At 39.2% G+C, this 24661-nt stretch carries 23 protein-coding genes; 20 read left to right on the forward strand and 3 right to left on the reverse strand.

What is annotated here, in order from left to right; translation table 11 throughout:
• Positions 1–144 precede the first annotated feature (144 nt).
• The 4 genes from OQ268_RS17945 (at position 145) to OQ268_RS00370 (ending at position 5302) form a co-directional block, all read left to right on the forward strand.
• Positions 145–282, forward strand: coding sequence for a GxxExxY protein (locus OQ268_RS17945; RefSeq protein WP_407673992.1), 138 nt, complete (start codon positions 145–147; stop codon positions 280–282).
• Positions 283–375: 93 nt separating this feature from the next.
• Complete coding sequence (locus OQ268_RS00360; protein WP_265854071.1) at positions 376–2121, forward strand: discoidin domain-containing protein; 1746 nt, start codon at positions 376–378, stop codon at positions 2119–2121.
• Positions 2122–2147: 26 nt separating this feature from the next.
• A complete protein-coding gene (bglX, locus tag OQ268_RS00365) occupies positions 2148–4445 on the forward strand; it encodes a beta-glucosidase BglX (protein WP_265854072.1) in 2298 nt (765 codons plus the stop codon).
• A gap of 74 nt (positions 4446–4519) precedes the next feature.
• The gene (locus tag OQ268_RS00370) at positions 4520–5302 is read left to right on the forward strand and encodes a carboxylesterase family protein (protein ID WP_265854073.1); all 783 of its coding nucleotides are present in this window, start codon (positions 4520–4522) and stop codon (positions 5300–5302) included.
• Positions 5303–5441: 139 nt separating this feature from the next.
• Here OQ268_RS00370 and OQ268_RS00375 read toward each other — a convergent pair whose 3' ends face one another.
• Positions 5442–6170: a YebC/PmpR family DNA-binding transcriptional regulator gene (locus tag OQ268_RS00375; RefSeq protein ID WP_265854074.1), complete on the reverse strand. Its 729-nt coding sequence runs from the start codon at positions 6168–6170 to the stop codon at positions 5442–5444.
• A gap of 111 nt (positions 6171–6281) precedes the next feature.
• Entirely contained in the window at positions 6282–7229 is a 948-nt protein-coding gene (locus tag OQ268_RS00380; RefSeq protein WP_265854075.1) for an NAD-dependent epimerase/dehydratase family protein, read from the reverse strand.
• 411 nt (positions 7230–7640) lie between these two features.
• Here OQ268_RS00380 and OQ268_RS00385 point away from each other — a divergent pair, with 411 nt between their 5' ends.
• From OQ268_RS00385 to OQ268_RS00435, 11 genes are all read left to right on the forward strand, one after another.
• Positions 7641–8225, forward strand: coding sequence for a gluconate 2-dehydrogenase subunit 3 family protein (locus OQ268_RS00385; protein WP_265854076.1), 585 nt, complete (start codon positions 7641–7643; stop codon positions 8223–8225).
• A gap of 26 nt (positions 8226–8251) precedes the next feature.
• On the forward strand, positions 8252–9952 hold the full coding sequence (locus OQ268_RS00390) for a GMC oxidoreductase (protein ID WP_265854077.1): 1701 nt from the start codon (positions 8252–8254) through the stop codon (positions 9950–9952).
• 78 nt (positions 9953–10030) lie between these two features.
• Positions 10031–11188, forward strand: a complete 1158-nt coding sequence (locus OQ268_RS00395; RefSeq protein ID WP_265854078.1) for a Gfo/Idh/MocA family protein — start codon at positions 10031–10033, stop codon at positions 11186–11188.
• A gap of 8 nt (positions 11189–11196) precedes the next feature.
• Entirely contained in the window at positions 11197–12249 is a 1053-nt protein-coding gene (locus OQ268_RS00400; protein WP_265854079.1) for a sugar phosphate isomerase/epimerase family protein, read from the forward strand.
• 57 nt (positions 12250–12306) lie between these two features.
• Entirely contained in the window at positions 12307–12690 is a 384-nt protein-coding gene (locus OQ268_RS00405; protein ID WP_265854080.1) for a c-type cytochrome, read from the forward strand.
• A 27-nt stretch (positions 12691–12717) separates the two neighbouring features.
• Positions 12718–14175, forward strand: a complete 1458-nt coding sequence (locus OQ268_RS00410) for a Gfo/Idh/MocA family protein (RefSeq protein WP_265854081.1) — start codon at positions 12718–12720, stop codon at positions 14173–14175.
• Positions 14176–14265: 90 nt separating this feature from the next.
• Positions 14266–14946, forward strand: coding sequence for a 3-keto-disaccharide hydrolase (locus tag OQ268_RS00415; protein ID WP_265854082.1), 681 nt, complete (start codon positions 14266–14268; stop codon positions 14944–14946).
• A 156-nt stretch (positions 14947–15102) separates the two neighbouring features.
• Positions 15103–16344, forward strand: a complete 1242-nt coding sequence (locus OQ268_RS00420) for a nucleoside permease (protein WP_265854083.1) — start codon at positions 15103–15105, stop codon at positions 16342–16344.
• Positions 16345–16346: 2 nt separating this feature from the next.
• The gene (locus OQ268_RS00425; protein ID WP_265854084.1) at positions 16347–17237 is read left to right on the forward strand and encodes a hydroxypyruvate isomerase family protein; all 891 of its coding nucleotides are present in this window, start codon (positions 16347–16349) and stop codon (positions 17235–17237) included.
• A 10-nt stretch (positions 17238–17247) separates the two neighbouring features.
• Entirely contained in the window at positions 17248–18120 is an 873-nt protein-coding gene (locus OQ268_RS00430) for a sugar phosphate isomerase/epimerase family protein (protein ID WP_265854085.1), read from the forward strand.
• A 3-nt stretch (positions 18121–18123) separates the two neighbouring features.
• On the forward strand, positions 18124–18993 hold the full coding sequence (locus tag OQ268_RS00435) for a sugar phosphate isomerase/epimerase family protein (protein ID WP_265854086.1): 870 nt from the start codon (positions 18124–18126) through the stop codon (positions 18991–18993).
• Positions 18994–19079: 86 nt separating this feature from the next.
• On the opposite strand, the gene OQ268_RS00440 is transcribed toward OQ268_RS00435, so the two are convergent.
• Positions 19080–20087 carry a lamin tail domain-containing protein gene (locus OQ268_RS00440; RefSeq protein ID WP_265854087.1) on the reverse strand — a complete coding sequence of 336 codons (1008 nt, stop codon included), beginning with the start codon at positions 20085–20087 and terminating at the stop codon, positions 19080–19082.
• Positions 20088–20136: 49 nt separating this feature from the next.
• On the opposite strand from OQ268_RS00440, the gene OQ268_RS00445 reads away from it, so the two are divergent.
• From OQ268_RS00445 to OQ268_RS00465, 5 genes are all read left to right on the forward strand, one after another.
• Positions 20137–21126: an aspartate-semialdehyde dehydrogenase gene (locus OQ268_RS00445; protein ID WP_265854088.1), complete on the forward strand. Its 990-nt coding sequence runs from the start codon at positions 20137–20139 to the stop codon at positions 21124–21126.
• A 19-nt stretch (positions 21127–21145) separates the two neighbouring features.
• Positions 21146–21415: a CDP-alcohol phosphatidyltransferase family protein gene (locus OQ268_RS00450; RefSeq protein WP_265854089.1), complete on the forward strand. Its 270-nt coding sequence runs from the start codon at positions 21146–21148 to the stop codon at positions 21413–21415.
• A 53-nt stretch (positions 21416–21468) separates the two neighbouring features.
• Positions 21469–21786 (forward strand): hypothetical protein, encoded by a 318-nt coding sequence (locus tag OQ268_RS00455; RefSeq protein WP_265854090.1) that lies wholly within the window; start codon positions 21469–21471, stop codon positions 21784–21786.
• Between the two features lie 74 nt (positions 21787–21860).
• The gene (gene dacB / locus OQ268_RS00460; protein ID WP_265854091.1) at positions 21861–23270 is read left to right on the forward strand and encodes a D-alanyl-D-alanine carboxypeptidase/D-alanyl-D-alanine endopeptidase; all 1410 of its coding nucleotides are present in this window, start codon (positions 21861–21863) and stop codon (positions 23268–23270) included.
• 229 nt (positions 23271–23499) lie between these two features.
• Positions 23500–24558, forward strand: coding sequence for an alpha/beta hydrolase (locus OQ268_RS00465; RefSeq protein WP_265854092.1), 1059 nt, complete (start codon positions 23500–23502; stop codon positions 24556–24558).
• The last annotated feature ends 103 nt before the right edge of the window (positions 24559–24661 follow it).

The raw sequence follows: 24661 nt of genomic DNA on the forward strand, positions 1-24661 counted from the left end.
TATCCTCTTCAAGATGAAACCTCTGAACTTATTGGAATTGCAATGGAGATTCACAGAATATTAGGCAAAGGACTATTTAAAATTGTATGTAAAGACGCCATTAAATATGAATTGATTGAAAGGAATATTCTTGATAAATGAGAAATGGAATGTGCAGTAGTATATAAGGATGTGATTTTACCGCGTAAATTTTATCTTGATTTTATGGCTTATGATCAACTTATTGTAGAGATAAAATCAAGGAATGGTATCATTAAAGCATATTGTACACAATTGGTTTGATAGAAATTTAAATCCGTTAGTCTGTGGCAAAAGCATAAATAAAATTTTTAACAATTATAATTCAAGTTCTTATCGGCAAAAGAAACGAACACAATGAGAAAAACCTTACTTACACTTTTCTTCTTAGCAACATTCATAAGTTTATTTGCTCAACAGCAAAAAACATATTGTAATCCAATCAATGTAGATTATGGGTATACACCTTTCGAATCATTTACCGAATGGGGAAAACATCGTGCAACGGCCGATCCGGTAATTGTGAATTACAAAGGGGAATACTTATTGTTTAGCACCAATCAATGGGGTTACTGGCATAGCTCAGATATGCTGAACTGGAAGTTTATCGAGCGAAAATTTCTTCGCCCATGGAATAAAACAAAAGATGAACTTTGTGCTCCGGGAGTGGGGATTATTGGTGATACTGTGGTGGTTTTTGGCAGCACTTATACAAAGAATTTTACGTTATGGGGTAGTACAGACCCACTAGGCAACAAGTGGTTTCCATTAGTAGATTCCTTGGAAATTGGCGGTTGGGACCCTGCATTTTTTACTGATGATGATGGCAGGTTTTATATGTATAACGGCAGTAGCAACAATTACCCGATGTATGGCGTAGAATTAGACCGAAAAACTTTCAAACCAAAAGGTGCACGTACACCAATGTATTTGCTAGAGAGTTGGAGATATGGATGGCAACGCTTTGGAGAATATATGGATAATACTTTCCTCGATCCTTTTGCAGAAGGCGCATGGATGACCAAACACAACGGGAAATATTATTTCCAATATGGGGCTCCCGGAACGGAATTTAGCGGTTATTCTGATGGTGTAGTTGTTGGAACAAAACCCCTTTTTTATGATAGCCCTTTTACACCTCAATCAGACCCATTAAGTTATAAAGGTGGTGGTTTTTCTCGTGGCGCAGGTCATGGCGCAACTTTTCAAGATAACGCAAAAAACTATTGGCACATTTCTACCAGTATCATTTGTGTTAAAAATACCTGGGAAAGGCGAATGGGTATCTGGCCTACTGGTTTCGATAAAGATGATGTGATGTGGACCAACACTGCCTTTGGCGATTATCCGCTCTATCTTCCATCTGAAAGAAAAGAAAACAGCCCAGCAGGCCCCGGATGGATGCTTATCAATTATAAAAAGCCGGTAACCGTTTCTTCTACGCTGGGCGGCTTCCATGCCAACAACGCTGTGGATGAAAGTATTAAAACCTATTGGAGTGCTAAAACAGCAAATAATGGCGAATGGATCCAAACAGACTTAGGCAGTTTGGCTACGGTAAACGCCATCCAAATAAACTATGCAGATCAAGATGCAGAATTTATTGGAAAGCAGGTTGGGATTTTCCATCAATATCAAATTTTTTCTTCGGTTGATGGAAAAAAATGGACACTGTTGGTAGACAAAAGCCAAAACAAAACCGATGTACCTCACGATTATATTGAGCTTCAAAAACCTGTTAAAACAAGGTTTATTAAGATGGTTAATATTCACATGCCTACCGGAAAATTTGCCATTAGCGGCTTGCGGGTTTTCGGCAACGGAAACGGCGAAAAACCTTCATCAGTAAACAACCTGATTGTGCTAAGAACAGAAAAAGATAAACGAAGCGCTTACATAAAATGGCAACCTGTAGATAATGCATTTGCATACAACCTCTACTACGGAACCGCCCCAGATAAGCTGTATAATTGCATCATGATACATGATTTTAATGAATATTGGTTTAAGGCAATGGATAGTCAAAAGGCCTATTATTTCGCTATTGAAGCAATTAATGAAAATGGCGTTTCGGCAAAAACACAAGTAAAGAAAGTTGATTAATTGGTAACTAAGTAAAAACAGATATAATGAATAGAGCGAAAATCCTGGTAGTTTTTTTAACATGCCTGATGTTTAATGCATCAGCACAAAATAAAAAGCCTGTATCGGCAGCGGAGGTAAAAATGAATAACTTCATTAACACCCTCATGGCTAAAATGACTGTAGATGAAAAAATCGGACAATTAAATTTGCCAAGCTCCGGAGATATCACCACTGGTCAGGCCAATAGCAGCGACATTGGTAAAAAGATTAAAGATGGGCAGGTTGGTGGCTTATTCAATATCAAAGGAGTTGACAAGATAAAAGCCGTGCAAAAAATTGCTGTAGAAAACAGCAGGTTGAAAATTCCCTTGCTTTTTGGGATGGATGTAATTCATGGGTACAACACAGTGTTTCCAATTCCACTAGGGATGAGCTGCACCTGGGACATGGGAATTGTGCAAAAATCTGCAAGGGTTGCTGCCATAGAGGCAAGTGCAAGTGGCATCAACTGGACCTTTTCTCCTATGGTAGATATTTCTCGCGACCCGCGTTGGGGAAGAATTTCTGAAGGAAGTGGTGAAGATGCTTACCTCGGATCGCAAATTGCCGCGGCCATGGTTAAAGGCTATCAGGGAAAACTGCAAGCCAATAACGAAATTTTAGCTTGTGTAAAACATTATGCCCTGTATGGTGCAGCCGAGGCTGGTAGAGATTACAACACCACCGATATGAGTAAGGTTAGAATGTACAACGAGTACTTCCCACCTTATAAAGCTGCGGTTGATGCTGGTGCAGCTAGTATTATGGCTTCTTTTAACGAGGTGGATGGTATTCCTGCAACAGGTAGTAAGTGGTTAATGACGGAGGTGTTGCGTAACCAGTGGGGTTTCAAAGGCTTTGTTGTTACCGATTATACAGGTATTCCCGAAATGATTGCACACGGAATGGGGGATTTACAGAAAGTATCTGCCTTAGCAATGAATGCAGGTATAGATATGGATATGGTAGGCGAAGGCTTTTTAGGTACTTTGAAAAAATCGCTAGCTGAGAAGAAAGTAAACATCAATGAAATAAACCGTGCTTGCCGTTTAATTCTTCAGGCAAAATATAAACTGGGCTTATTTACCGATCCTTATAAATTCTGTAATCCAGAACGTGCTGAAAAGGAAGTTTTTACTCCAGAAAACCGCCAGATAGCACGCGAAATCGCTGCAGAAAGTTTTGTCCTGCTAAAAAATAATAATAACATTTTACCCCTAAAAAAATCGGGAACTATTGCCTTAATCGGACCATTGGCAGATAATACAGCCAATATGTATGGCACATGGAGCGTTGCAGCTTTGTTTGATAAATCTGTAACCGTTTTGCAAGGATTAAAAAATGCTGTAGGCAGCGACGTGAAAATATTAACCGCCCGCGGCGCTAATTTTCTAGCAGACTCTATAGCCGAGCATCGTTATGTAAATATTCACAACCCCACCTATAAACGCGACGATAGATCTGAAGAAGATATGATTAAAGAAGCCTTAAAGGTTGCTGAAAAATCTGACGTGATTGTGGCAACCGTTGGCGAAGGCTCTGAATTTACTGGAGAGGCCAGTAGTGTTACAGACATTCAAGTTCCCGAAACTCAGAAAAATTTACTTAAAGCACTCGCTAAAACGGGCAAACCTATCGTTATGGTATTGTTTACTGGTAGGCCACTAGCACTCAAATGGGAACAAGAAAATATTCCTGCTATCTTAAATGTATGGTTTCCAGGTAGTGAGGCGGGCAACTCAATTGCCGATGTACTTTTCGGAAAAGTAAATCCTTCTGGAAAACTGAGCACCACGTTCCCTCAAAATGTTGGACAGGTGCCTATTTATTATGCCCATAAAAACACTGGCAGACCTTTAGCTGAGGGTAAATGGTTCGAAAAATTTCGTTCTGCTTACTTGGATGTTACCAACCAGCCATTATTTCCATTTGGCTATGGGTTAAGTTATACTACGTTTAATTATAGCGATATCAAACTAAGTAATAGCAGCCTAACAAAAGGAAAATCCATCACCGCATCGGTAACACTTAGCAATACAGGTAAGTATGATGGTAAGGAAGTTGTTCAGTTATACATCCGCGATTTAGTGGGGAGCATTACCAGACCTGTAAAAGAGCTGAAAGGTTTCCAGAAAGTAAGTTTAAAAGCCGGGGAGAGTAAGACTGTAACCTTCAATATCTCAGAAAACGACCTAAAATTCTATAATTCTGATTTAAAACATGTTGCAGAACCCGGAGATTTCGAGGTATTTATTGGAACCAATTCTCAGGACGTTAAAACCGCGGCATTTTCACTAAAATAATTTTGTGAAAGGTAAATGCTAAATTACAAACCCTGCACTATTGTAAAGTAGTCAGGGTTTTATATTTTTGTTATATGAAGAAGATCTTTATCATCATCTATTTACTCTTAGTCGCATCTTTATTAAATGCTCAGGATTTAAAAAAATACGATCGCGGGAGCTTTATCAAAGGAAAGGATTCCATTTACTATAGAATTCTTTTTCCTGAAAATTTCGATCCAAATCAAAAATATCCAATTTTATTTTTTTTGCATGGCAGAGGTGAAAGCGGAAATGATAACGAGAAACAGCTCACTCACGGTGGAAAATTGTTTTTAAAGGATGAAGTTAGAAGAGATTTTCCGGCCATTGTGGTTTTTCCGCAGTGCCCAAATGATAGCTATTGGGCCAATGTAGAAATTACAACCAGTGAGAAAGGTAAGCGAAGTTTTGCTTTCGTTGAGGGCGGAAAACCTACAAAACCAATGCATGCCTTGCAAGGAATGGTGAAGGATTTCCTAAAAAAACCTTTCGTTAATAAGGAGCAAGTATATGTTGGTGGCCTTTCTATGGGTGGAATGGGTACGTATGAGTTACTAAGAAGACAAAGAAAAACATTTGCGGCAGCCTTCGCAATTTGCGGTGGCGACAATACCAACAATATCAAAAAATACCAAAGTATACCATTATGGATATTTCATGGTGGTAAAGATGATGTCGTAGATCCGGCATATTCAATCGCGATAGCTGAAAGATTAAAAATTGTTGGTAAGGAAGTGAAATTTACGCTTTACCCAAACGCAAACCATAATAGCTGGGATAGCGCCTTTGCTGAGCCAAACTTATTACCTTGGCTTTTCGGACATAAAAAAGACTAAATCCTTCCGGATAAATTATTTGTTAGCGTGGCTGGAAAATTAATACCTAACTAATACTTAGGTGGTATACTCATAAACTACAAAGGCTTGAAGAATGATATCTCCAAGCCTTTGTCTATTCTATCGTAATTATAAATTCTTATTCAGCCATGTTATGATAAACGGCCTGTACATCATCATCCTCTTCCAGTTTATCAATTAATTTCATTACATCAGCTGCCTGCTCTTCCGTTACCTCGTGGTGCGAAAGCGCAATTCGCTCTAACTTTGAGCTTTTAAGTTCTATGCCTTTCTCCTCAAGCGCTTTCTGCAAGGACCCAAAATGCTCGAAAGCACCTTGTGCAACAGCCACGTCGTTCCCCTCTTCATCAGCTTCTACGTAAAGTTCCTCAAGGCCTGCATCAATCAGTTCAAATTCCAGCTCTTCTAAATCTAAGTTTTCTGCAGGCGTAAAACGGAAAATAGATTTCCGGTTGAATACAAAGTCCAATGATCCGGTTTTACCTAAAGATCCATCGGTCTTATTAAAATAGCTACGTACGTTAGCAACTGTCCTGTTCGTATTATCGGTAGCCGTTTCAATAAGAACAGCCACTCCATGTGGAGCATAACCTTCGTAAACAATTTCTTCGTAGTTGGCCATAGATTTATCTGAAGCACGCTTAATAGCAGCTTCTACCCTATCCTTTGGCATATTTACAGCTTTCGCATTTTGCATAGCTGTACGCAGGCGGGAGTTGGTTTCAGGATGTGGCCCAGATTCCTTAACCGCCATAACAATATCTTTACCAATACGTGTAAACTGAACGGCCATTTTGGCCCAACGTTTAAATTTTCTTTCTTTTCTAAATTCGAATGCTCTTCCCATTTTTTTGGTGTTGAGTTTAAGAGGCGAACCAGGGCAATTTATGCACCTAACCTACAGCCTCTTACCTTAATTATTTTAATCTATATTTCTTCTTTACTATTGGTTTTATACTTAACCTTTTCCTAAATTTTTCAACATATCAGCAGTTAGTTTGGCTAAGTCAAATTCTGGTTTCCATCCCCAATCTTTAGCAGCAAAATCATCGTTAATAGAACGCGGCCAGCTATTGGCAATTTGCTGGCGAGGATCATGATCAGCGTAAGTTAGCGTAAAATCCGGAATATGTTTTCTTATCTCTGTAGCTAAAATTTCCGGAGTGAAACTTACACCACCAAAATTATAGCTACTACGTACTGAAATCTGATCTGCGGGAGCATCCATGAGTTCGATGGTTCCACGGATGGCATCCTCCATATACATCATTGGCAATTCGGTTTGCGCACTTAAAAAACTTTGGTAACTCCCTTTCTTTAATGCCTCATGAAAGATATGAATGGCATAATCAGTAGTTCCTCCACCTGGCGCAGCTTTCCAGCTAATTAATCCCGGATAACGAATACTCCTTACATCTAAACCATATTTTTGATTGTAATATTCACACCAGCGTTCTCCTGCCAATTTACTAATTCCGTAAACCGTATTTGGATCCATAATGCAATATTGCCCGGTATTATCTTTTGGCGAATTTGGTCCAAAAACCGCGATTGAACTTGGCCAATAAACTTTTGCTACCTGGTATTCCAAGGCCAGATCAAGTACATTCAACAAACCATTCATATTCAAATCCCAGGCTAATTTAGGATTTTGCTCACCAGTAGCTGATAATAAAGCAGCCAACAGATAGACTTGTGTTGGTTTATATTTCTTGAATATACCGTTAATCATCTCCTTATCCAAAACATTAACAAACTCAAACGGGGCAGAATTTTTAATGTCGTAATCGGGTCTCCGAATATCACAGGCAACCACCTGATCTTCACCATAAATTTTACGTAACATAGTTACCAACTCTGTACCGATTTGCCCGTTAGAGCCTAAAACAATAATTCTTTCTTGCATAATTTTTTTAGAGATTTCGCAAAGGTAGAAAAATGAGCCTAAATGAGTAGAAAATTTTCTTGCAGGCTTATCTATTTCGCTCGGTGGTTGGTTTTTAAAGCAATTACTATTTCCTGCCGATGGATGAGACGAGTTGTTTTGAACCCGCTAAAAGGAGAACGTGAACATTGCCTTCTTCATTGCCAATATGAAAGCGGTTATTGTAAGTCTTACACTATTTGAACTGAATAAAAAAACTTGCATAATTATGCAGTAAATCGATTATCTTTAATCTATTTAGAATATTTCCATATTGTAACAATCCCATTGCAGTAACTTTAATTAACACTTACATTTTTAATTTTTCGCTATATTTTTTCTAATATTACTAATTGAACACATACCAAACCAATATATAAAAATAACAAAACGATGCAAAGAAGAGAAGCACTCAAAAATGTTGCATTTTTGCTGGGAGGAGCGATCTCGGCAAGTACAATGGGCGTTTTATTCGAAAGTTTTACACTTCCTGAAAATGAAAAGAATTTTGTTTCCTTTTCAGCTCAGGACGAAAAGATCTTCGCCGAATTCGCTGATATTATTGTACCAACCACCAAATCATCGGGTGGTGCAAAGGCCGCAGGATTAGGCAAATTTATCCCGATGATGATTAAAGATTGTTATCCGGCGCAAATGCAAACCTCATTTGCAAACGGCTTTAAACAACTGCAAGACAAGTCGATGAAAGATTTCGGGAAAAACTATCTGGCATTAAGTGCTGCTGAGAAAACAAAATTGATGGTTGACTTACGACTAATGGCCATTGCACAGAAAGAAGCTAAAGTTGAGGAAAACAAAGACCTAACTTACTTTTTTGTTACCGCGAGAGATTTAACATTGTTGGGTTATTATTCATCCGAAATTGGTTGTACCAAAGCCCGCGAGTATGTACTTGTGCCTGGGCGGTACGATGGCAATGCCCCTTTGAAACCGGGACAAAAATCTTGGGCAACTTAATTTCTTAACTCAGAACAAAAAACATCATGAATTTAAATACAAATTTAAAAGCAGAAAATACTTACGATGCTATTGTTATAGGATCGGGGATTAGTGGCGGCTGGGCTGCAAAAGAACTCACAGAAAAAGGCCTTAAGGTGCTAATGCTGGAAAGAGGAATGAACATTGAGCACATTACCGGCTACGAAACTGCCATGAAAAGCCCTTGGGAATTTGAGCATGCCGGTCGTTTAACTGAAGAACAAAAGCGTACGCACCCTGTTCAAAAACGCGATTATCCATATAGCGAAGCCAATGAAAAATGGTGGGTAAATGATTTAGAGTGTCCTTATACTGAAGATAAGCGTTTCGATTGGTATCGTGGATTCCACGTAGGCGGAAAATCATTGATGTGGGGTCGCCAAAGCTACCGTTTCAGTGACCATAACTTCGAAGACAACAAGAAAGATGGACACGGAACAGACTGGCCAATACGCTATGCAGAGCTTTCGCCCTGGTATGATTATGCGGAAAAATTTGCCGGGATAAGTGGATCGAACGAAAATTGGTCTACCTGCCCAGACGGTCATTTCCTTCCACCGATGGATTTAAACATCGTAGAAAAATCGGTTAAAAAACGTATCGAAGAACACTACAAGCGAGAAAGAATAATGATGATTGGACGTGTTGCCAATCTTACCGTTCCACATAAAGGAAGAGGTAACTGTCAATACAGAAATCTGTGTAGCAGAGGATGCCCTTTTGGTGCGTATTTTTCTACGCAATCATCTACACTACCAGCTGCAATGGCCACCAAGCGCTTAACGCTGAGACCTTACTCTATTGTTAACCACATTATTTACGATAAGGACACTAAAAAAGCTAAAGGTGTTATGGTAATTGATGCGGAAACCAACAAAACGATGGAGTTTTACGCCAAAATTATTTTCGTGAACGGTTCTACGCTAGGTTCTACATTTATTTTATTAAACTCCACTTCAGAGGCGCATCCTAATGGTTTGGGTAACAGCAGTGGTCAACTTGGTCATAATTTGATGGATCACCACTTCCGTTGTGGTGCATCTGGCGAAGCCGAAGGTTTTGATGATCGTTACACTTACGGACGCCGGGCGAACGGTATCTATGTTCCAAGGTATCAAAATGTAGGTAACGATAAACGCGATTACTTACGTGGATTTGGCTACCAAGGTGGCGCAAGCAGATCAAACTGGCAAAGTGATGTTGCAGAACTATCATTTGGTGCTGGCTTAAAAGACAAAATGACTAAACCAGGAAAATGGACTATGGGCTTGGGTGGATTTGGAGAAATGCTTCCTTATTATGAAAATAAGGTGTATATCGATAAAACAAAAAAAGACAAGTGGGGCCAACCTGTGTTAGCCATAGACTGTGAGTACAAAGAGAATGAGAAGAAAATGCGTGTAGATATGATGAATGATGCTGCTGAAATGTTAGAAAGAGCAGGCATGAAAAACATCAGAACTTACGATAACGGCTGCTACCCTGGTATGGCCATTCATGAAATGGGAACCGCCAGAATGGGTAACGATCCGAAAGACTCGGTGCTGAACAAATGGAACCAAATGCATGAGGTGAACAACGTATTTGTAACAGATGGTGCTTGCATGCCTTCAATTGCTTGCCAAAACCCATCGTTAACATTTATGGCCTTAACCGCTCGTGCAGCAGATTACGCAGTTAAAGAATTAAAAAAGAACAATATCTAATAAGTAAGGCTTAAAGGTAACTGGATGGGAAGTTTAGCTCGACTGAACTTCCTCCCAATACCTTAACCTTCATTTCTTATGAAAAGAAAATTAAGAATGGGCATGATAGGCGGTGGAAAAGACGCCTTTATAGGTGCTGTACATCGTTTGGCAGCTAATATGGATGGTTTGATAGAACTCACTGCCGGTGCCTTAAGTATAAACCCAGAGGTTGGTTTAGAATCGGGCAGACTTCTTTTCCTCTCAGAAGATAGAATTTATAAAAGCTACGAGGAAATGATTAAGCAGGAAAGCCAATTGCCTGCTGATACCCGAATAGATTTCGTAACCATTGTAACGCCTAATTTTGCACATTTCGCTCCCGCTATGATGGCGCTGGAACATGGTTTCAATGTAGTGATCGAAAAGCCGATGACTTTAACATTAGACGAGGCCAAACAGCTCGATAGCAAAGTAAAAGAAACTGGCTTAACCCTTTGTTTAACCCATACCTATTCTGGGTATCCGATGGTAAAACAGGCAAAGCAAATGGTTGCAGAGGGCGCTTTAGGATCAATCAGGAAAATTATAGTAGAATATCCGCAAGGGTGGTTAAGTACGCTCTCAGAACGCGAAGGGAATGCCCAGGCCGCTTGGAGAACTGATCCATCAAAAACCGGGAAAAGTGGGAGCATGGGCGACATTGGTACGCATGCTGCACATCTGGCCGAATATATTTCTGGCTTAAAAATTACCAAAATTTGCGCAGATTTAAATATTGTGGTAGAAGGTAGAGCTATTGATGATGATGGCAATGTATTACTTAAATTTGATAACGGAGCCAATGGCGTATTGATAGCTTCGCAAATTGCTGCCGGCGAAGAAAACGCCTTAAAAATTAAGGTCTACGGTGAAAAAGGCGGTTTAGAATGGCATCAAATGGAGCCAAATATCCTCTTTGTAAAGTGGCTGAACCAACCTGCTCAGATCTACAGAACCGGCAATGGATACATGGGCAGTTTTGCTCAACATAATACCCGTACCCCTGGAGGCCATCCTGAAGGTTATTTGGAGGCTTTCGCAAATATTTACAGAAATTTTGCGTTAACAGTTGATGCAAAGCTTAACCAGCAGCAGCCTACAAAAGAGATGTTAGATTTTCCGACGACTTCAGATGGGATTCGCGGAATGGCATTTATCGAAAATGTAGTAAACTCAAGCCAATCTGATCAAAAATGGTGGGATTATAAACTTTAATACTTAGCATGACAACTATAAAAGGACCAGCCGTATTTTTAGCTCAGTTTATTGGTGATCAAGCTCCGTTTAATTCACTCGATAACATTTGCCAATGGGCAGCAGGACTCGGTTTTAAAGGTATTCAAATGCCCACACTCGATGCGAGGTTTATTGATCTGCAAAAAGCTGCAGAAAGCAAAACTTATGCCGATGAGCTTAAGGGTACCATAGCATCTTATGGCCTGGAAATCACCGAGCTGTCTACGCACCTACAGGGTCAACTTGTTGCTGTTCACCCTGCTTACGATGATTTGTTTGATGCTTTCGCTCCGCAAGCGGTACACAAAGACGCCAAAGCTAGAACAGCCTGGGCAGTGCAACAGATGAAGTATGCGGCAAAAGCATCTCAAAACTTAGGCTTGAATGCCCACGCTACTTTCAGTGGGTCTTTACTTTGGCAATACTTTCACCCTTGGCCTCAACGGCCCGCCGGGTTGGTTGAAGAAGGTTTTGCTGAACTGGCTAAGCGTTGGATGCCGATATTAAATGAATTCGACGATTGTGGCGTAGATGTTTGCTATGAGATCCATCCTGGAGAAGATTTGTTTGATGGCGAAACCTACGAAATGTTCCTAGCTGCAGTAAATAACCATTCTCGGGCATGCTTATTGTATGATCCATCACACTTTGTATTGCAGCAATTAGATTATATCCAGTATATTGATTTTTACCATGAACGGATTAAAGCTTTTCATGTTAAAGATGCGGAATTTAATCCAACCGGAAAACAAGGTACTTTCGGTGGATATCAAAGCTGGGCGAATCGTGCCGGCAGATACCGTTCTCCTGGCGATGGTCAGGTTGATTTTAAAACGATCTTTAGTAAACTGGCTCAATACGATTTTAAAGGTTGGGCGGTTATGGAGTGGGAATGTTGCATTAAAAATCAGGAAGATGGTGCCCGCGAAGGTGCCGAATTCATCAAGAATAACATTATTAACGTAACCGACAAAGCATTCGACGATTTTGCAGCATCGGGTAGTGACAGCGCTTTCAACAAAAAAATTTTAGGACTTTAAACACATGAAATGAGTTGTGCTTGCTGGCATAACAAATACCTTTTAAATAGAACACAAATGAAAAAAACACTATTAGGTTTAGGTGCTGTAGTAATTTTTATGGCATCCTTTACGAAAGCAGAAACAGAAACAGAGAAGAAAATTACAGCTACGGCTACATTGGCAAAACACGAATTTCAGATGAGTGCAGGTGAAAAACTGATTAATAAATCTGATTGTATCGGCTGCCACAACAAGGTTAATAAAATTATCGGCCCGGCCTATGTAGATATTGCAAAGAAATATCCGGCAACAGAAAAAAATGTTAATTATTTAGCCGATAAGATTATCAAAGGTGGTACAGGCGTTTGGGGAACTATGCCAATGACAGCTCACCCTACTCTAAAGCCTGCTGATGCCAAGCTGATGGTTAAATATATCCTTTCTTTAAAGAAAAAATAGAAACAATAGTTAAACTCAAGAACTAAGATGAAAACAGAGCAAGAGAATAAAAACACGAGTAACCGCCGTGATTTTATTAAAACAAGTGCCATTGCTGCAGCAGCATTTATGATTGTGCCACGCCATGTATTGGGTGGGCCGGGCTATTTGGCCCCAAGCGATCGTTTAATAGTTGCAGGTATAGGCGCTGGTGGTAAAGGACAAAGCGATATCGCCATGTTTGCCAAAAGCGGTAAAGCAGATATCGGATTTTTGTGTGATGTGGATGACCGCCGTGCGGCTGCAAGTGTAAAAGCTTTCCCTAAAGCGAAGTATTATAAAGATTATCGCGAAATGCTCGATAAAGAACATAAAAATTTCGATGCGGTTTCAGTTTCTACACCAGATCATAATCATGCTATCCAAGCCTTAGCAGCTATGCAGTTAGGCAAACATGTTTATGTACAAAAGCCCCTTACGCATGATATTCATGAAGCTCGTATCTTAACTGCTGCTGCTAAAAAATATAAAGTAGTAACTCAAATGGGTAACCAGGGCGCATCAAATGATGGCCCTCGCCAAATGAAAGAATGGTACGAAGCTGGGTTAATTGGCGATGTGCATACGGTATATGCCTGGACCAATCGTCCGGTTTGGCCTCAAGGTATTCCATGGCCAACTAAAAAATCAGAAATTCCGAAAGAATTAGACTGGAATTTGTGGTTAGGAACTGCACCTGAGCAAGAGTACGTTGATAAATTAGTGCCTTTTAACTGGCGTGGATGGTGGGATTATGGAACTGGCGCACTAGGCGACATGGGCTGCCACCTAATCGAGGCCCCTTTTAGTGTATTAAACCTCAAGTATGCTAAAGAAGTTGAAGCAAGTGTAGGCTCTGTGTATGTAGATGAATTCAAACGTGGATATTTTCCTGAGAGTTGCCCTCCTTCAAGTCATGTTACCCTCAAATTTCCAAAAACAGACAAAACCAAAGGTGATGTTACTTTACATTGGATGGATGGCGGTATCCAGCCAGAACGCCCTGAAGAATTAGAAGCAAATGAAACCTTCGGCGATGGTGGAAACGGTACGCTCTTTATCGGTACAAAAGGAAAGATGATGTCTGAAACCTATAGTGCAAACCCTAAATTGTTGCCGTTAAGCAGAAATAAAGACATCAAAGTTAAAGAAAAGTACGCTCGTGTTAAAGGCGGTGCAGAAGGTCACTACGCACAATGGGTAGAAGCAGCAATTGCGGGCTATGGTAAGCAAGAAGTAAGTTCTCCTTTTGAAATCGCAGGTCCGTTAACTGAAGCACTATTAATGGCAAACCTTGCTATAAGAAGTTTCGACGTTCAGAGAACGGTGAATGGCAAAGTTTCTTATCCGGGCCGTTACATGAAAATGCTTTGGGATAACGATAACATGAGAATAACCAACTTTGATGAGGCCAACCAATTCGTAAAACGCGAATATCGTAAAGGCTGGAACAATTTAACGTTGTAATAAATTAGCAGAAACCATGGATTGTGCATGGCACTGGAAAAATTTTCACGCCATGCACAAACTTTACATTAATAATCTTTGAAAAACAGAATGAAAAAATTAATCCTATCTGCTTGCGTATTGTTGGCAGTAACACAAATTTCAAAAGCGCAAAAAGGCTTTAAGCCTTTGTTCGATGGCAAAACAACTACAGGCTGGCACACTTATAACAAAAGCAAAGTAGGTAGTGCCTGGCAGGTTGAGTCTGGTGCTTTGCATCTAGATCCAAAAGCAAAAGGCAAAGATGGCGGTGGCGATTTAGTGACTGACAAGGAATACAAAGATTTCCATTTAAAATATGAATGGAAAATAGCACCAAAAGGTAATAGTGGATTGATCTTCTACGTACACGAGGAGCCAAAATACAACGCAACCTATTCTACAGGTTTAGAAATGCAGGTACTAGATAATGATGGTCACCCGGATGGAAAAATAACAAAACACCGTGCAGGCGATTTGTACGATTTAGTTAAGAGTACCTCAGAGCCTGTTAAACCAGTTGGAGAGTGGAACAAAGCCGAAGTAATTAGTAAAGGTGGCAACTTAACACTTATTTTAAATGGTGTTGAGGTTGTTAAAACTACCCTTTGGGATGAAAACTGGAAAAAACTAGTGTCAGGTAGCAAGTTTGCAACTTGGGAAAACTGGGGAACTTTTAGGTCAGGTAAAATTGCCCTTCAAGATCATGGCGATGAAGTTTGGTACAGAAAGATTTCTATAAAAGAACTATAGTGAATTGATGATGCAGGATTAGTGGCAACCAAGTCACCCGTGCTGACATTAATTTAGCGATGCAATTCGGTTAAAGGCGTAAGGTAAAGTTGAAGGTAAATCCATCACTTTAACCCTGCGCCTTAATCCTTAAACAAATAACCTAATATAAACCAAATGAATAACTCTACTCGCTTTAAACTTTCTGCCATGATGTTCCTGGAATTCTTTATCTGGGGTGCATGGTTTGTTACCCTTGGAACATTCTTGGGGAACAATTTGAAGGCAACCGGTGCAGAAACCGGTGCCGTATTCTCTACCCAGTCTTGGGGTGCCATCATTGCTCCTTTCATTGTCGGCCTAATTGCAGATCGATATTTCAATGCAGAAAAAATATTAGGGGTATTGCACATTATTGGTGCAATCTTAATGTATCAAATGTATAATGCTACTGATATTAGTGTATTTTATCCATATGTACTTGGGTACATGATTATTTTTATGCCAACGCTTGCACTGGTTAACTCTGTTTCTTTTAACCAGATGAAAGATCCGGAGAAAGAATTTTCCTCCATTCGTATTTGGGGTACTTTAGGTTGGATAGCCGCAGGATTATTAATTAGTTATTTTTTCCATTGGGATTCAAAAGAAGGTACAGAAAGTGGTCTGTTAAAAAATACATTTTTAATGGCCGGTATCGTATCGTTGGTTTTGGGGCTATTTAGCTTCGCCTTACCTAAAACACCACCTAAAGTATCTGCTGATGAAAAAATCAAAGTTTCAGATGTATTAGGTTTGGATGCTCTAAAATTGCTTAAAGACAGAAATTTTCTGATCTTTTTTATCTCATCAATTTTAATCTGTATTCCGCTTGCTTTTTATTATCAAAATGCAAATCCTTTCCTTTCGAATATAGGTATGGATAATCCGACGGGCAAAATGACTATCGGACAAGCATCTGAAGTAATCTTCTTGCTGTTTATTCCCATATTCTTTAAGCGCTTCGGATTTAAGATGACTATTCTTGTTGGTATGCTGGCATGGGCAGTTCGTTATGCATTATTTGCATACGGTAACGCTGGTGAATTAAGTTTCATGCTTATTTTAGGAATAGCCTTACATGGTGTATGTTACGATTTTTTCTTTGTTTCTGGTCAAATTTATACCAACTCTAAGGCAGGCGAAAGATTTAAGAGCTCTGCCCAAGGTTTAATCACCTTAGCCACCTATGGCGTTGGTATGTTAATTGGTTTTGCCGTAGCCGGAAAAATTTCAGACGTATACAAATCAGCTGATGGCGTAATGGATTGGAAAATGATTTGGATTATTCCTGCTGGGATAGCACTAGTTGTTTTCATTCTATTTGCATTGGTATTTAACGATAAAACCAAAACAGAAATAGATCCACAAACGGTATAAAAATGTCAGCTAACGTAAACAGAAGAAGCGCCTTAAAAAACATCATTGCAGGTAGTGCTGCAATTGGTATTTCATCGAGTTTTTCAGCCTTGGCTATGGAAGAATCAAAAAATCATTCATCAACAAATCTAAAAGGGAATATTAACCATGCCGTTTGTCGCTGGTGTTTTAGCTCGGTAGATGTGGATACGCTATGTGTTGAAGCAAAAAAAATAGGTATTAAAGGGATTGACTTGGTTGGACCAAAAGATTGGCCAATACTTAAGAAACATGGGCTTGTATCAACCATGTGCAATGGGGCAGAAATTAACCTGGTAGATGGATTTAACGATAAGAAGTTTCACGCCACATTAATAAAAAACTATACCGAAATGATTCCCCTAGTGGCAGAAGCAGGTTACAAAAACCTGATTTGTTTTAGTGGTAATAGACGGGGCATAGATGATGAAACGGGTTGGAATAACTGTGTTGAAGGAATAAAAGCGCTTATGCCGCTAGCAGAAAAACACGGTGTTGTTCTGGTAATGGAGTTGCTCAACAGTAAAATAAACCATCAGGATTATCAGTGTGATAAAACCGCCTGGGGCGTTGAACTTTGCAAACGTTTGGGTTCCCAGAACTTCAAACTCTTGTACGACATCTATCACATGCAAATTGACGAAGGAGATGTGATACACACCATCAAAGAAAACCACCAATATATTGCACATTACCATACGGCTGGTGTTCCTGGCAGAAATGAGATTGATGAAACCCAGGAATTGAATTATCCGGCCATTATGAATGCAATTAAGGATACGGGATTCAAAGGTTATGTGGCACAAGAATTTATCCCGAAAAAAGCTGATAAACTTGCGTCATTACAACAAGCGATTTTGATATGCGACATTTAATCTAAACTCAATGTTATCAAGAAGAAGTTTCATCATTAACAGCAGCATGGCTGCAGCGGTTGCTTTGGTAGCGCCAAATTTTGCATGTTCGACAGAAAAGAAAGATGTTGGATTACAATTATGGTCGTTACGTGATGATTTGCCAAAAGACCTTAAGGGTACGATTGAAAAAATAAGCAAGGCAGGTTTTACACAGGTAGAAACTTTTGGTTATTCTAGCAAAGACCAATTTTGGGGGCTAAATCCTTTGGAGTTTAAGAATTTGTTGGCTGATAATGGTTTAACAGCACCCAGCGGCCATTACGGTATGGGAACATATTTGTTTGACGGTAATACAGATGAGTTGAGTGACGCAATTGACGCTGCTAAAATACTCGGGAGCGCCTATGTAACAGTGCCTTTTCTAGATGAGAGCATTAGAAAAAATGCCGATGATTACAAGAGGCTGGCAGAGAAGATTAACGTAGCCGGAAAAATGTGTAAAGATGCAGGATTAAAAATTGCCTATCATAACCACGATTTCGAATTTCAAAAGCAAGGAGAAACAACTGGTTACCAAATTTTGCTCAGCGAAACGGATAAAGCCTTGGTAGATTTCGAACTTGATTTGTATTGGGCTGTGCGTTCGGGAAACGATCCATCCAAACTTTTTAAAGAAAACCCAGGTCGTTTTACAATGTGGCATGTTAAAGATATGGATAAACAAGATCAAACATTGAATGCGGAGGTTGGTACGGGTTCTATAAACTTTAAATCTATCTTCGCCGAGGCAAAACTCTCGGGCATGAAATACTTTTTTGTGGAGCATGAAACAAACTATAAACCAAACCCTTTGGCATCTGTTACTGCCAGTTGCGCATACATCAAGAAAGAACTCATTTAAATTATGAATACCAGAAGAACCTTCATCAAACAAGTCGGATTAGCCGCAGGCGCCGCTTTACTTGTTCCATCGTTCGCTTTTGATAAAGCAAGCAAAAATATTGGGTTACAACTTTTCACCCTCAGGGATTTATTACCGAAGGATGTAAAAGGTGTAATCGAGAAAGTAGCTAAAGCTGGCTATAAGGAAGTAGAAACTTATGGCTTCAACAATGGCAAATTTTGGAATTTAACAACAAAAGAATTTAAATCCTTATTGGATGCCAATGGCCTAAAGGCACCGAGTGGTCATTATGGGATGGATGATTTCTCCAAAACTGGTAACACAGATAAACTTAAGGCCGATATTGAATCTGCCGCCGCATTGGGTGGAAAGTATTTTACCATCGCAGGTGCGTGGGTAGATCCGAAGAAAGGAATTGATGGTTTCAAAAAAACAGCGGAAGATTTTAATAAAGTGGCAGAAATTGCAAAAACTTCCGGATTGAAATTTGCCTATCACAATCACGATTTCGAATTCCATAAAATTGGTGACACTACGGGATATGATGTTTATCTTAAGGAAACAGATCCTAAACTCGTTAATTTCGAACTGGATTTGTATTGGGTGGTGCGCTCAGGAAATGATCCACTAACACTATTTAAAAAATATCCGGGCCGTTTCCATATGTGGCATGTTAAAGATATGGACAAAGCAAAACCCGAATGGAACACAGAAGTTGGAAAGGGCTCCATTGATTTCAAAACAATTTTTGCCGAGGCGAAACTTTCTGGAATGGAGCACTTTTTTGTAGAGCATGAAAATAATTATCAGCCAGATGAATTGGGTTCGATCATAACAAGTTGCAATTTTATCAAAGCTAACTTGGTCTAATTCCTTTTATAAGATAACTAAACCCATAAAATGAAGATTTTGATCTTTGTTTTATGGGTTTTATATTTTAGGGATGTTTGAACTGGCTAGTCATTCAATTTATTGGCCAATACAAAAGTATTTGTTATTGTATTTCTTTTCCCGTTTAGATTAAAATACTCAAACAAGATGATGTAAATCCCGACAGGTGCTCTTGTTCCTTTGTCATTAATACCATCCCAAAACAAATCTCCATTGGTACCAATGGTTTGGTTCTTAAGTACTTTTTTTACCAGCCTACCTTTGTCGTCAAAAATATTTACGTTAGCCAAGGTGGCATTTTCGCCAACCTGGTAACTTAACATCAATAGATCTTCGAAATTATCGCCATCTGGAGAAAATGTGTTAGATTGTAATTTTGCGAAATACTTTTCGTCTCCAATCTCTTGCGAATTCCTGTAAGTTGGTGTTGCAAATCCAACACTCGCCGCAGCAGATTTAAAGTTGCCTGTTTCATTTGCGGGTACGTCGAAAGATACACGTTCAAGCGAAATTCCATCCTCATCTCTAATTAAAGGATGGTGTATTTTAGCATTATAATCCAGTTGATCGATTACTTGGTTACTACTGAGCAATACCACTGAACCCTTATCGTTATTGAATGCCGGCGTACTGCTTATCTGCACAAATCGATCTGTGAATTTCGCATAGTAATTTTGTTTAACATTTGCAGTGTTAGTGGTAATCACCCAATATGATCCGGGCGCAATCATCAACTTTGTTGAAGAAATATTCTTAATGTTTGCTGGCTGCCCAGCGGTATTTACATTGGCCAACTGCAATTCTTTCAAATCAATTTCATGGTTGGAATGATTAAATATTTCTACGAAATCTACACCACCTGTTCGGGGGTTAAACAACACCTCAGAAATCAAAACATCGCCTTTATTAATAATATTAAATGTTTTAATTGTAGTAAACGAATGATGTGTGGAAGTGGTTTTGTGAGCAAAAGGCATATCAAATTCTATTATTTCCGTAGATAAAATAGGATATACAACATTTAACGTAAATTTACTCAGTAACAATAGGGATATAAGCGTAATTTTTACCATATTTGGGCCTATATCAAATGTTTAATAAATATAATAATTAAAAATTAAAATGAAAGTAGCAGTTGTAGGTGCCACTGGTTTGGTTGGTACCGTGATGTTAAAAGTATTGGAAGAAAGAAATTTCCCTTTAACAGAGTTAATTCCCGTGGCATCAGAAAAGAGCGTTGGTAAGGAAATTACTTTTAAGGGTAAGAAGTTTCCAATCGTTAGCATGGATACTGCAATTGGTATGAGGCCAGATATCGCATTATTTTCTGCGGGTGGCAACACATCGTTAGAACATGCACCTCGCTTTAAAGAAGCTGGCACAACCGTAATAGATAATTCTTCTGCATGGAGAATGGATCCTGCTATTAAGTTAGTGGTTCCTGAAGTGAATGCACACGAACTTTCTATCGACAATAAAATTATTGCCAATCCTAACTGTTCTACGATACAAATGGTGGTGGTTTTAAAACCACTGCACGACAAATACAAAATCAAGCGAGTAGTAGTGTCTACCTATCAGTCTGTTACCGGAACCGGTGTAAAAGCGGTAGAGCAACTGATGAATGAGCGTAAAGGTATAGACGGACCTAAGGCTTATCCATATGAAATCGACTTAAACGTACTTCCTCATATTGATGTCTTCACGGAAAATGGATACACCAAAGAGGAGGTAAAAATGATTAAAGAAACGAATAAGATTATGAGCGACGACAGCATTAAGGTTACCGCTACTACCGTTCGGATTCCAGTAATGGGAGGTCACTCAGAATCGGTTAATATCGAATTCGAAAATGATTTTGATTTAGCTGAAGTACGCAGTATTTTAGAAAAAGCGCCGGGTATTATTGTTGTGGATGATGTAGCGAACTTAAAATACCCGATGCCAAAAGATGCACATGAAAAAGATGAAGTTTTTGTAGGTCGTATTCGCAGAGATGAATCGGCTCCAAAAGCTTTGAACCTATGGATTGTTGCAGACAACCTCCGTAAAGGAGCTGCAACCAATGCTGTTCAAATTGCTGAATATCTTTTGCAAAAAGAATTGGTTTAAAAAAATAGACTTATAGCTCGTGAAAATATTCACGGGCTTTTTTATGCTTTTTATTTTGATAAAAGATATTCCTTTTGCGCTTATCTACGCTAGGTTACTTATTGGGTTTGGAATAATTTTACTCCGCCTATTAGAGATAAATCACTACGCTACCTGGGCCATTTCACTATTATCTATCGGATTAATAACTGATATTTTTGATGGAGTTATTGCCCGTAAGCTAAACATTTCATCCGAAAAATTACGACGACTGGATTCTAGCGTAGATCAGGTTTTTTTATCTCGGTAACTGTTGCAACGTATATCCAATGTCCGGATTTTTTTGTGCGAAATTTGTTTAAAATGGCAATCTTAATTGGGTCAGAAATTTTTTGCTATGTAATAAGTTACGCAAAATCTAAGAAAGAGATTGCTACGCATTCAATTGGTGCCAAAATATGGACCCTAATATTATTTGCCACTTTGGTAGAGGTGATGGCGCATTGCCAATCGGCAATCTTATTCGAATTTTGCTTCTGGATTGGACTAATTACCCGAGCGGAGATTGTTGCAATTATACTTACCCTTAAAGAATGGACCAATGACGTTCCTACCATCTATCATGCCGCGAGGTTACGGCAAGGTAAGCAGATTAAACGCAATAAACTTTTTAATGGGTAGCCATTGTAAAGAATTTGAAAGGCAAACTACAGCCCTTCAAATAATTTTATCTTTGTTATCCTATTGAAAAAACTATGCAATTTAGAATATTCCTCCTTGCTTTATTTACATTTGTTTCTGGTGTTGGTTCTGCGCAAAACCGGATCCAAAATCTTGAAAAAGCATTTAATAATCTACTGGCCGATGACCAGGCAAAACATGCCATAACATCACTCTGTGTGTTAGATGCAAACACTGGAAAAGTACTATTTGCGAAAAATGAACAGGTTGGTTTGGCAACTGCATCTACCCTAAAAACAATTACAGCGGCAACCGCATTTAGCATTTTGGGTAAAGATTTCCAGTTTCAAACTACTTTAGCTTATACCGGCAACATTACTGCGGATGGGATTTTAAAGGGAAATTTAATAATTGTAGGCAGTGGCGACCCGACCTTAGGCTCTTGGCGATATCAAAATAAGGAGAACGCCGTACTAACACAATGGGTATCGGCTATTAAATCTGTCGGGATAAAAAAAATTGAGGGCTCCATAATTGGCGACGACCGGATTTTCGGAACGCAAACTACACCTGAAGGTTGGGTTTGGCAAGATATCGGAAACTACTATGGTGCAGGAACATCAGGATTGGCATGGAGAGAAAACCAGTTTGATATCCATTTACGTCCGGGTGCAAGCATCGGCAATGAGGTAAGAATTGTTAAAACAGTTCCAGAAACAACATATCTAGAAATTCAAAATGAGCTGAAAACGGGCGCATCTGGAACTGGCGATAGGAGCTATGCCTTTTTGCCTCCTTATGCAAATGTGGCTTATTTACGTGGCACCTGGGGAATTGGTATCGGCAAAACAGGAATCTCAGTTGCCCTCCCCGACCCTGCTTTCGACTGCGCATATCGCTTGCAAGATACCTTAAAACGTTTAGGAATTGCAGCTACGCAACCAGCAACCACCACCCGGCTAATGGACCTAAACAAACAATCCATCCCAGCAATTACCGCAAAAATAAATACCGTAAGCTCTCCAAATCTTAGTGAAATTGTTTACTGGTTTTTAAAGAAAAGTATCAATCTATATGGTGAAACCCTGTTAAAAACCATTGCGTTAAAATCTGGCAAGCTTGCTACAACTGCAAAGGGCGCAGAAACAGAAATTAATTTTTGGGCTGCAAAAGGCATTGATAGATCTGCACTAAACATTCTGGACGGGAGTGGACTATCGCCTGGAGATCGAATTACAACTGCTGCCATGGCAGATGTGTTATATCAAATCCAGAAGGAAAGCTGGTTTAGCGATTTCTACAAGGCCTTGCCAGATTACAATGGCATGAAGATAAAAAGTGGTACCATCAATGATGTTTCAGCATTTGCTGGATACCATACAAATGCGGCAGGAAATAAATATGTAGTGGTAATTAACATTAATAATTATAGCGGAAGCGGAATTAATAAAAAATTATTTCGCGTATTGGATGAGTTGAAATAATGATGTTAATATCCTTGTAAACTTAAATTATTACTCACTTTCATTAACGGGCATGAAGAGATGCCTGGGAGTTCTTGTAGATGCCCAACAACTAAGCAACCTTAAATTCCAAAATGATATATTGAGGCTGACTGCGAGGAAATAAAAAAATCAAATTTATGTTATGCTGAAGATGTGTTATTGTTTTTTATTGCTGCCCTGCTTTCTACGGGCGCAAATAAACGTGCAGATGAATGTTCGCGTTCCAGACAAAACAATTGACAGCTTGTTCATCGCCGGAGGTTTTAACGACTGGAATCCACATGCTGAAGGTTTTGGATTAGCTAAAAAGGATAGTTTAACTTACCATATCAACCTAAATTTAGCTAAAGGTAATCACGAATTTAAAATTACACGGGGGAGTTGGAATAAGGTAGAATCGAAAATTAATGGTTATGCCATTTCAAACAGAATTTTAAATTTGAATGTTGATACAGTTATGGATATACGCATTGAAAATTGGGCCGATCATTTTAAAGCGCAAGAAAAAATAGCTTACACTTTTGGAGATCATGTGCATGTAGTCGACACCAGTTTTCACATGCCTCAATTGAAAAAAAATCGTAAAATTTGGATTTATCTTCCGAAAAGTTATAAAAACGGTTCTAAAAAATATCCGGTGCTATACATGCATGATGGGCAAAATTTATTTCATGCCACGCCAGCCCGGAATGATGAGTGGGCAGTAGACTCCGTTACGGATAGCCTGATTCGCGAGGGCGAGAAAGAAATGATCATCGTTGGTATTGACCATGCGGGAACAGACAGGTTAACAGAATATAATCCATACGATAGCAAATATGGAAGAGGTGAAGGTAAAGCTTATACACAATTTTTGGTGGAAACATTAAAGCCTTACATCGATAAGAATTACAGAACCCTTACAGATGCTCAGCACACATCAATTGCGGGTAGTTCTTTGGGTGGCTTAATATCCATGTACGCCATTTCCACCTATCCAAAAGTATTTGGTTCGGCCGGAATTTTTAGTCCTGCATTTTGGTTAGCTCCTAAAATTTACGAAGATGTTGCACAAGCGGCCATACAAATGAAAAATAGCAAATTATTTTTTGTAGCAGGTGATAAAGAAGGCGTAGCAATGGTGGAAGACATGAAAAAAGTTCATCACATTCTAAATCCCGAAGGGAAAAATAAAAAAGTCGTTTTCGTAGAGAAAGAAGATGGTAAACATACCGAGTGGTTCTGGCACCGCGAATTTGTAGCTTTTTATCAATTTATCGCTCAGTAATTGCGCCCATACACCCATTCAAATTTCTGATATAAAGTGAAGTAACGGGCTGAATATTAAAGCCCGGAAACGCTTTATTTATTTAAAAATTATACTAACTTTG

It is taken from the genome of Pedobacter sandarakinus, assembly GCF_026240095.1.
GTDB lineage: Bacteria > Bacteroidota > Bacteroidia > Sphingobacteriales > Sphingobacteriaceae > Pedobacter > Pedobacter sandarakinus.

What these genes read in the sequence shown, in the direction of transcription:
- OQ268_RS17945 (WP_407673992.1), top strand. Translation starts at nt 145, where the DNA reads ATGGAATGTGCAGTAGTATATAAGGATGTGATTTTACCGCGTAAATTT.
- OQ268_RS00360 (WP_265854071.1), top strand. Translation starts at nt 376, where the DNA reads ATGAGAAAAACCTTACTTACACTTTTCTTCTTAGCAACATTCATAAGT.
- bglX (WP_265854072.1), top strand. Translation starts at nt 2,148, where the DNA reads ATGAATAGAGCGAAAATCCTGGTAGTTTTTTTAACATGCCTGATGTTT.
- OQ268_RS00370 (WP_265854073.1), top strand. Translation starts at nt 4,520, where the DNA reads ATGAAGAAGATCTTTATCATCATCTATTTACTCTTAGTCGCATCTTTA.
- OQ268_RS00375 (WP_265854074.1), bottom strand. Translation starts at nt 6,170, where the DNA reads ATGGGAAGAGCATTCGAATTTAGAAAAGAAAGAAAATTTAAACGTTGG.
- OQ268_RS00380 (WP_265854075.1), bottom strand. Translation starts at nt 7,229, where the DNA reads ATGCAAGAAAGAATTATTGTTTTAGGCTCTAACGGGCAAATCGGTACA.
- OQ268_RS00385 (WP_265854076.1), top strand. Translation starts at nt 7,641, where the DNA reads ATGCAAAGAAGAGAAGCACTCAAAAATGTTGCATTTTTGCTGGGAGGA.
- OQ268_RS00390 (WP_265854077.1), top strand. Translation starts at nt 8,252, where the DNA reads ATGAATTTAAATACAAATTTAAAAGCAGAAAATACTTACGATGCTATT.
- OQ268_RS00395 (WP_265854078.1), top strand. Translation starts at nt 10,031, where the DNA reads ATGAAAAGAAAATTAAGAATGGGCATGATAGGCGGTGGAAAAGACGCC.
- OQ268_RS00400 (WP_265854079.1), top strand. Translation starts at nt 11,197, where the DNA reads ATGACAACTATAAAAGGACCAGCCGTATTTTTAGCTCAGTTTATTGGT.
- OQ268_RS00405 (WP_265854080.1), top strand. Translation starts at nt 12,307, where the DNA reads ATGAAAAAAACACTATTAGGTTTAGGTGCTGTAGTAATTTTTATGGCA.
- OQ268_RS00410 (WP_265854081.1), top strand. Translation starts at nt 12,718, where the DNA reads ATGAAAACAGAGCAAGAGAATAAAAACACGAGTAACCGCCGTGATTTT.
- OQ268_RS00415 (WP_265854082.1), top strand. Translation starts at nt 14,266, where the DNA reads ATGAAAAAATTAATCCTATCTGCTTGCGTATTGTTGGCAGTAACACAA.
- OQ268_RS00420 (WP_265854083.1), top strand. Translation starts at nt 15,103, where the DNA reads ATGAATAACTCTACTCGCTTTAAACTTTCTGCCATGATGTTCCTGGAA.
- OQ268_RS00425 (WP_265854084.1), top strand. Translation starts at nt 16,347, where the DNA reads ATGTCAGCTAACGTAAACAGAAGAAGCGCCTTAAAAAACATCATTGCA.
- OQ268_RS00430 (WP_265854085.1), top strand. Translation starts at nt 17,248, where the DNA reads ATGTTATCAAGAAGAAGTTTCATCATTAACAGCAGCATGGCTGCAGCG.
- OQ268_RS00435 (WP_265854086.1), top strand. Translation starts at nt 18,124, where the DNA reads ATGAATACCAGAAGAACCTTCATCAAACAAGTCGGATTAGCCGCAGGC.
- OQ268_RS00440 (WP_265854087.1), bottom strand. Translation starts at nt 20,087, where the DNA reads ATGGTAAAAATTACGCTTATATCCCTATTGTTACTGAGTAAATTTACG.
- OQ268_RS00445 (WP_265854088.1), top strand. Translation starts at nt 20,137, where the DNA reads ATGAAAGTAGCAGTTGTAGGTGCCACTGGTTTGGTTGGTACCGTGATG.
- OQ268_RS00455 (WP_265854090.1), top strand. Translation starts at nt 21,469, where the DNA reads ATGGCAATCTTAATTGGGTCAGAAATTTTTTGCTATGTAATAAGTTAC.
- dacB (WP_265854091.1), top strand. Translation starts at nt 21,861, where the DNA reads ATGCAATTTAGAATATTCCTCCTTGCTTTATTTACATTTGTTTCTGGT.
- OQ268_RS00465 (WP_265854092.1), top strand. Translation starts at nt 23,500, where the DNA reads ATGAATGTTCGCGTTCCAGACAAAACAATTGACAGCTTGTTCATCGCC.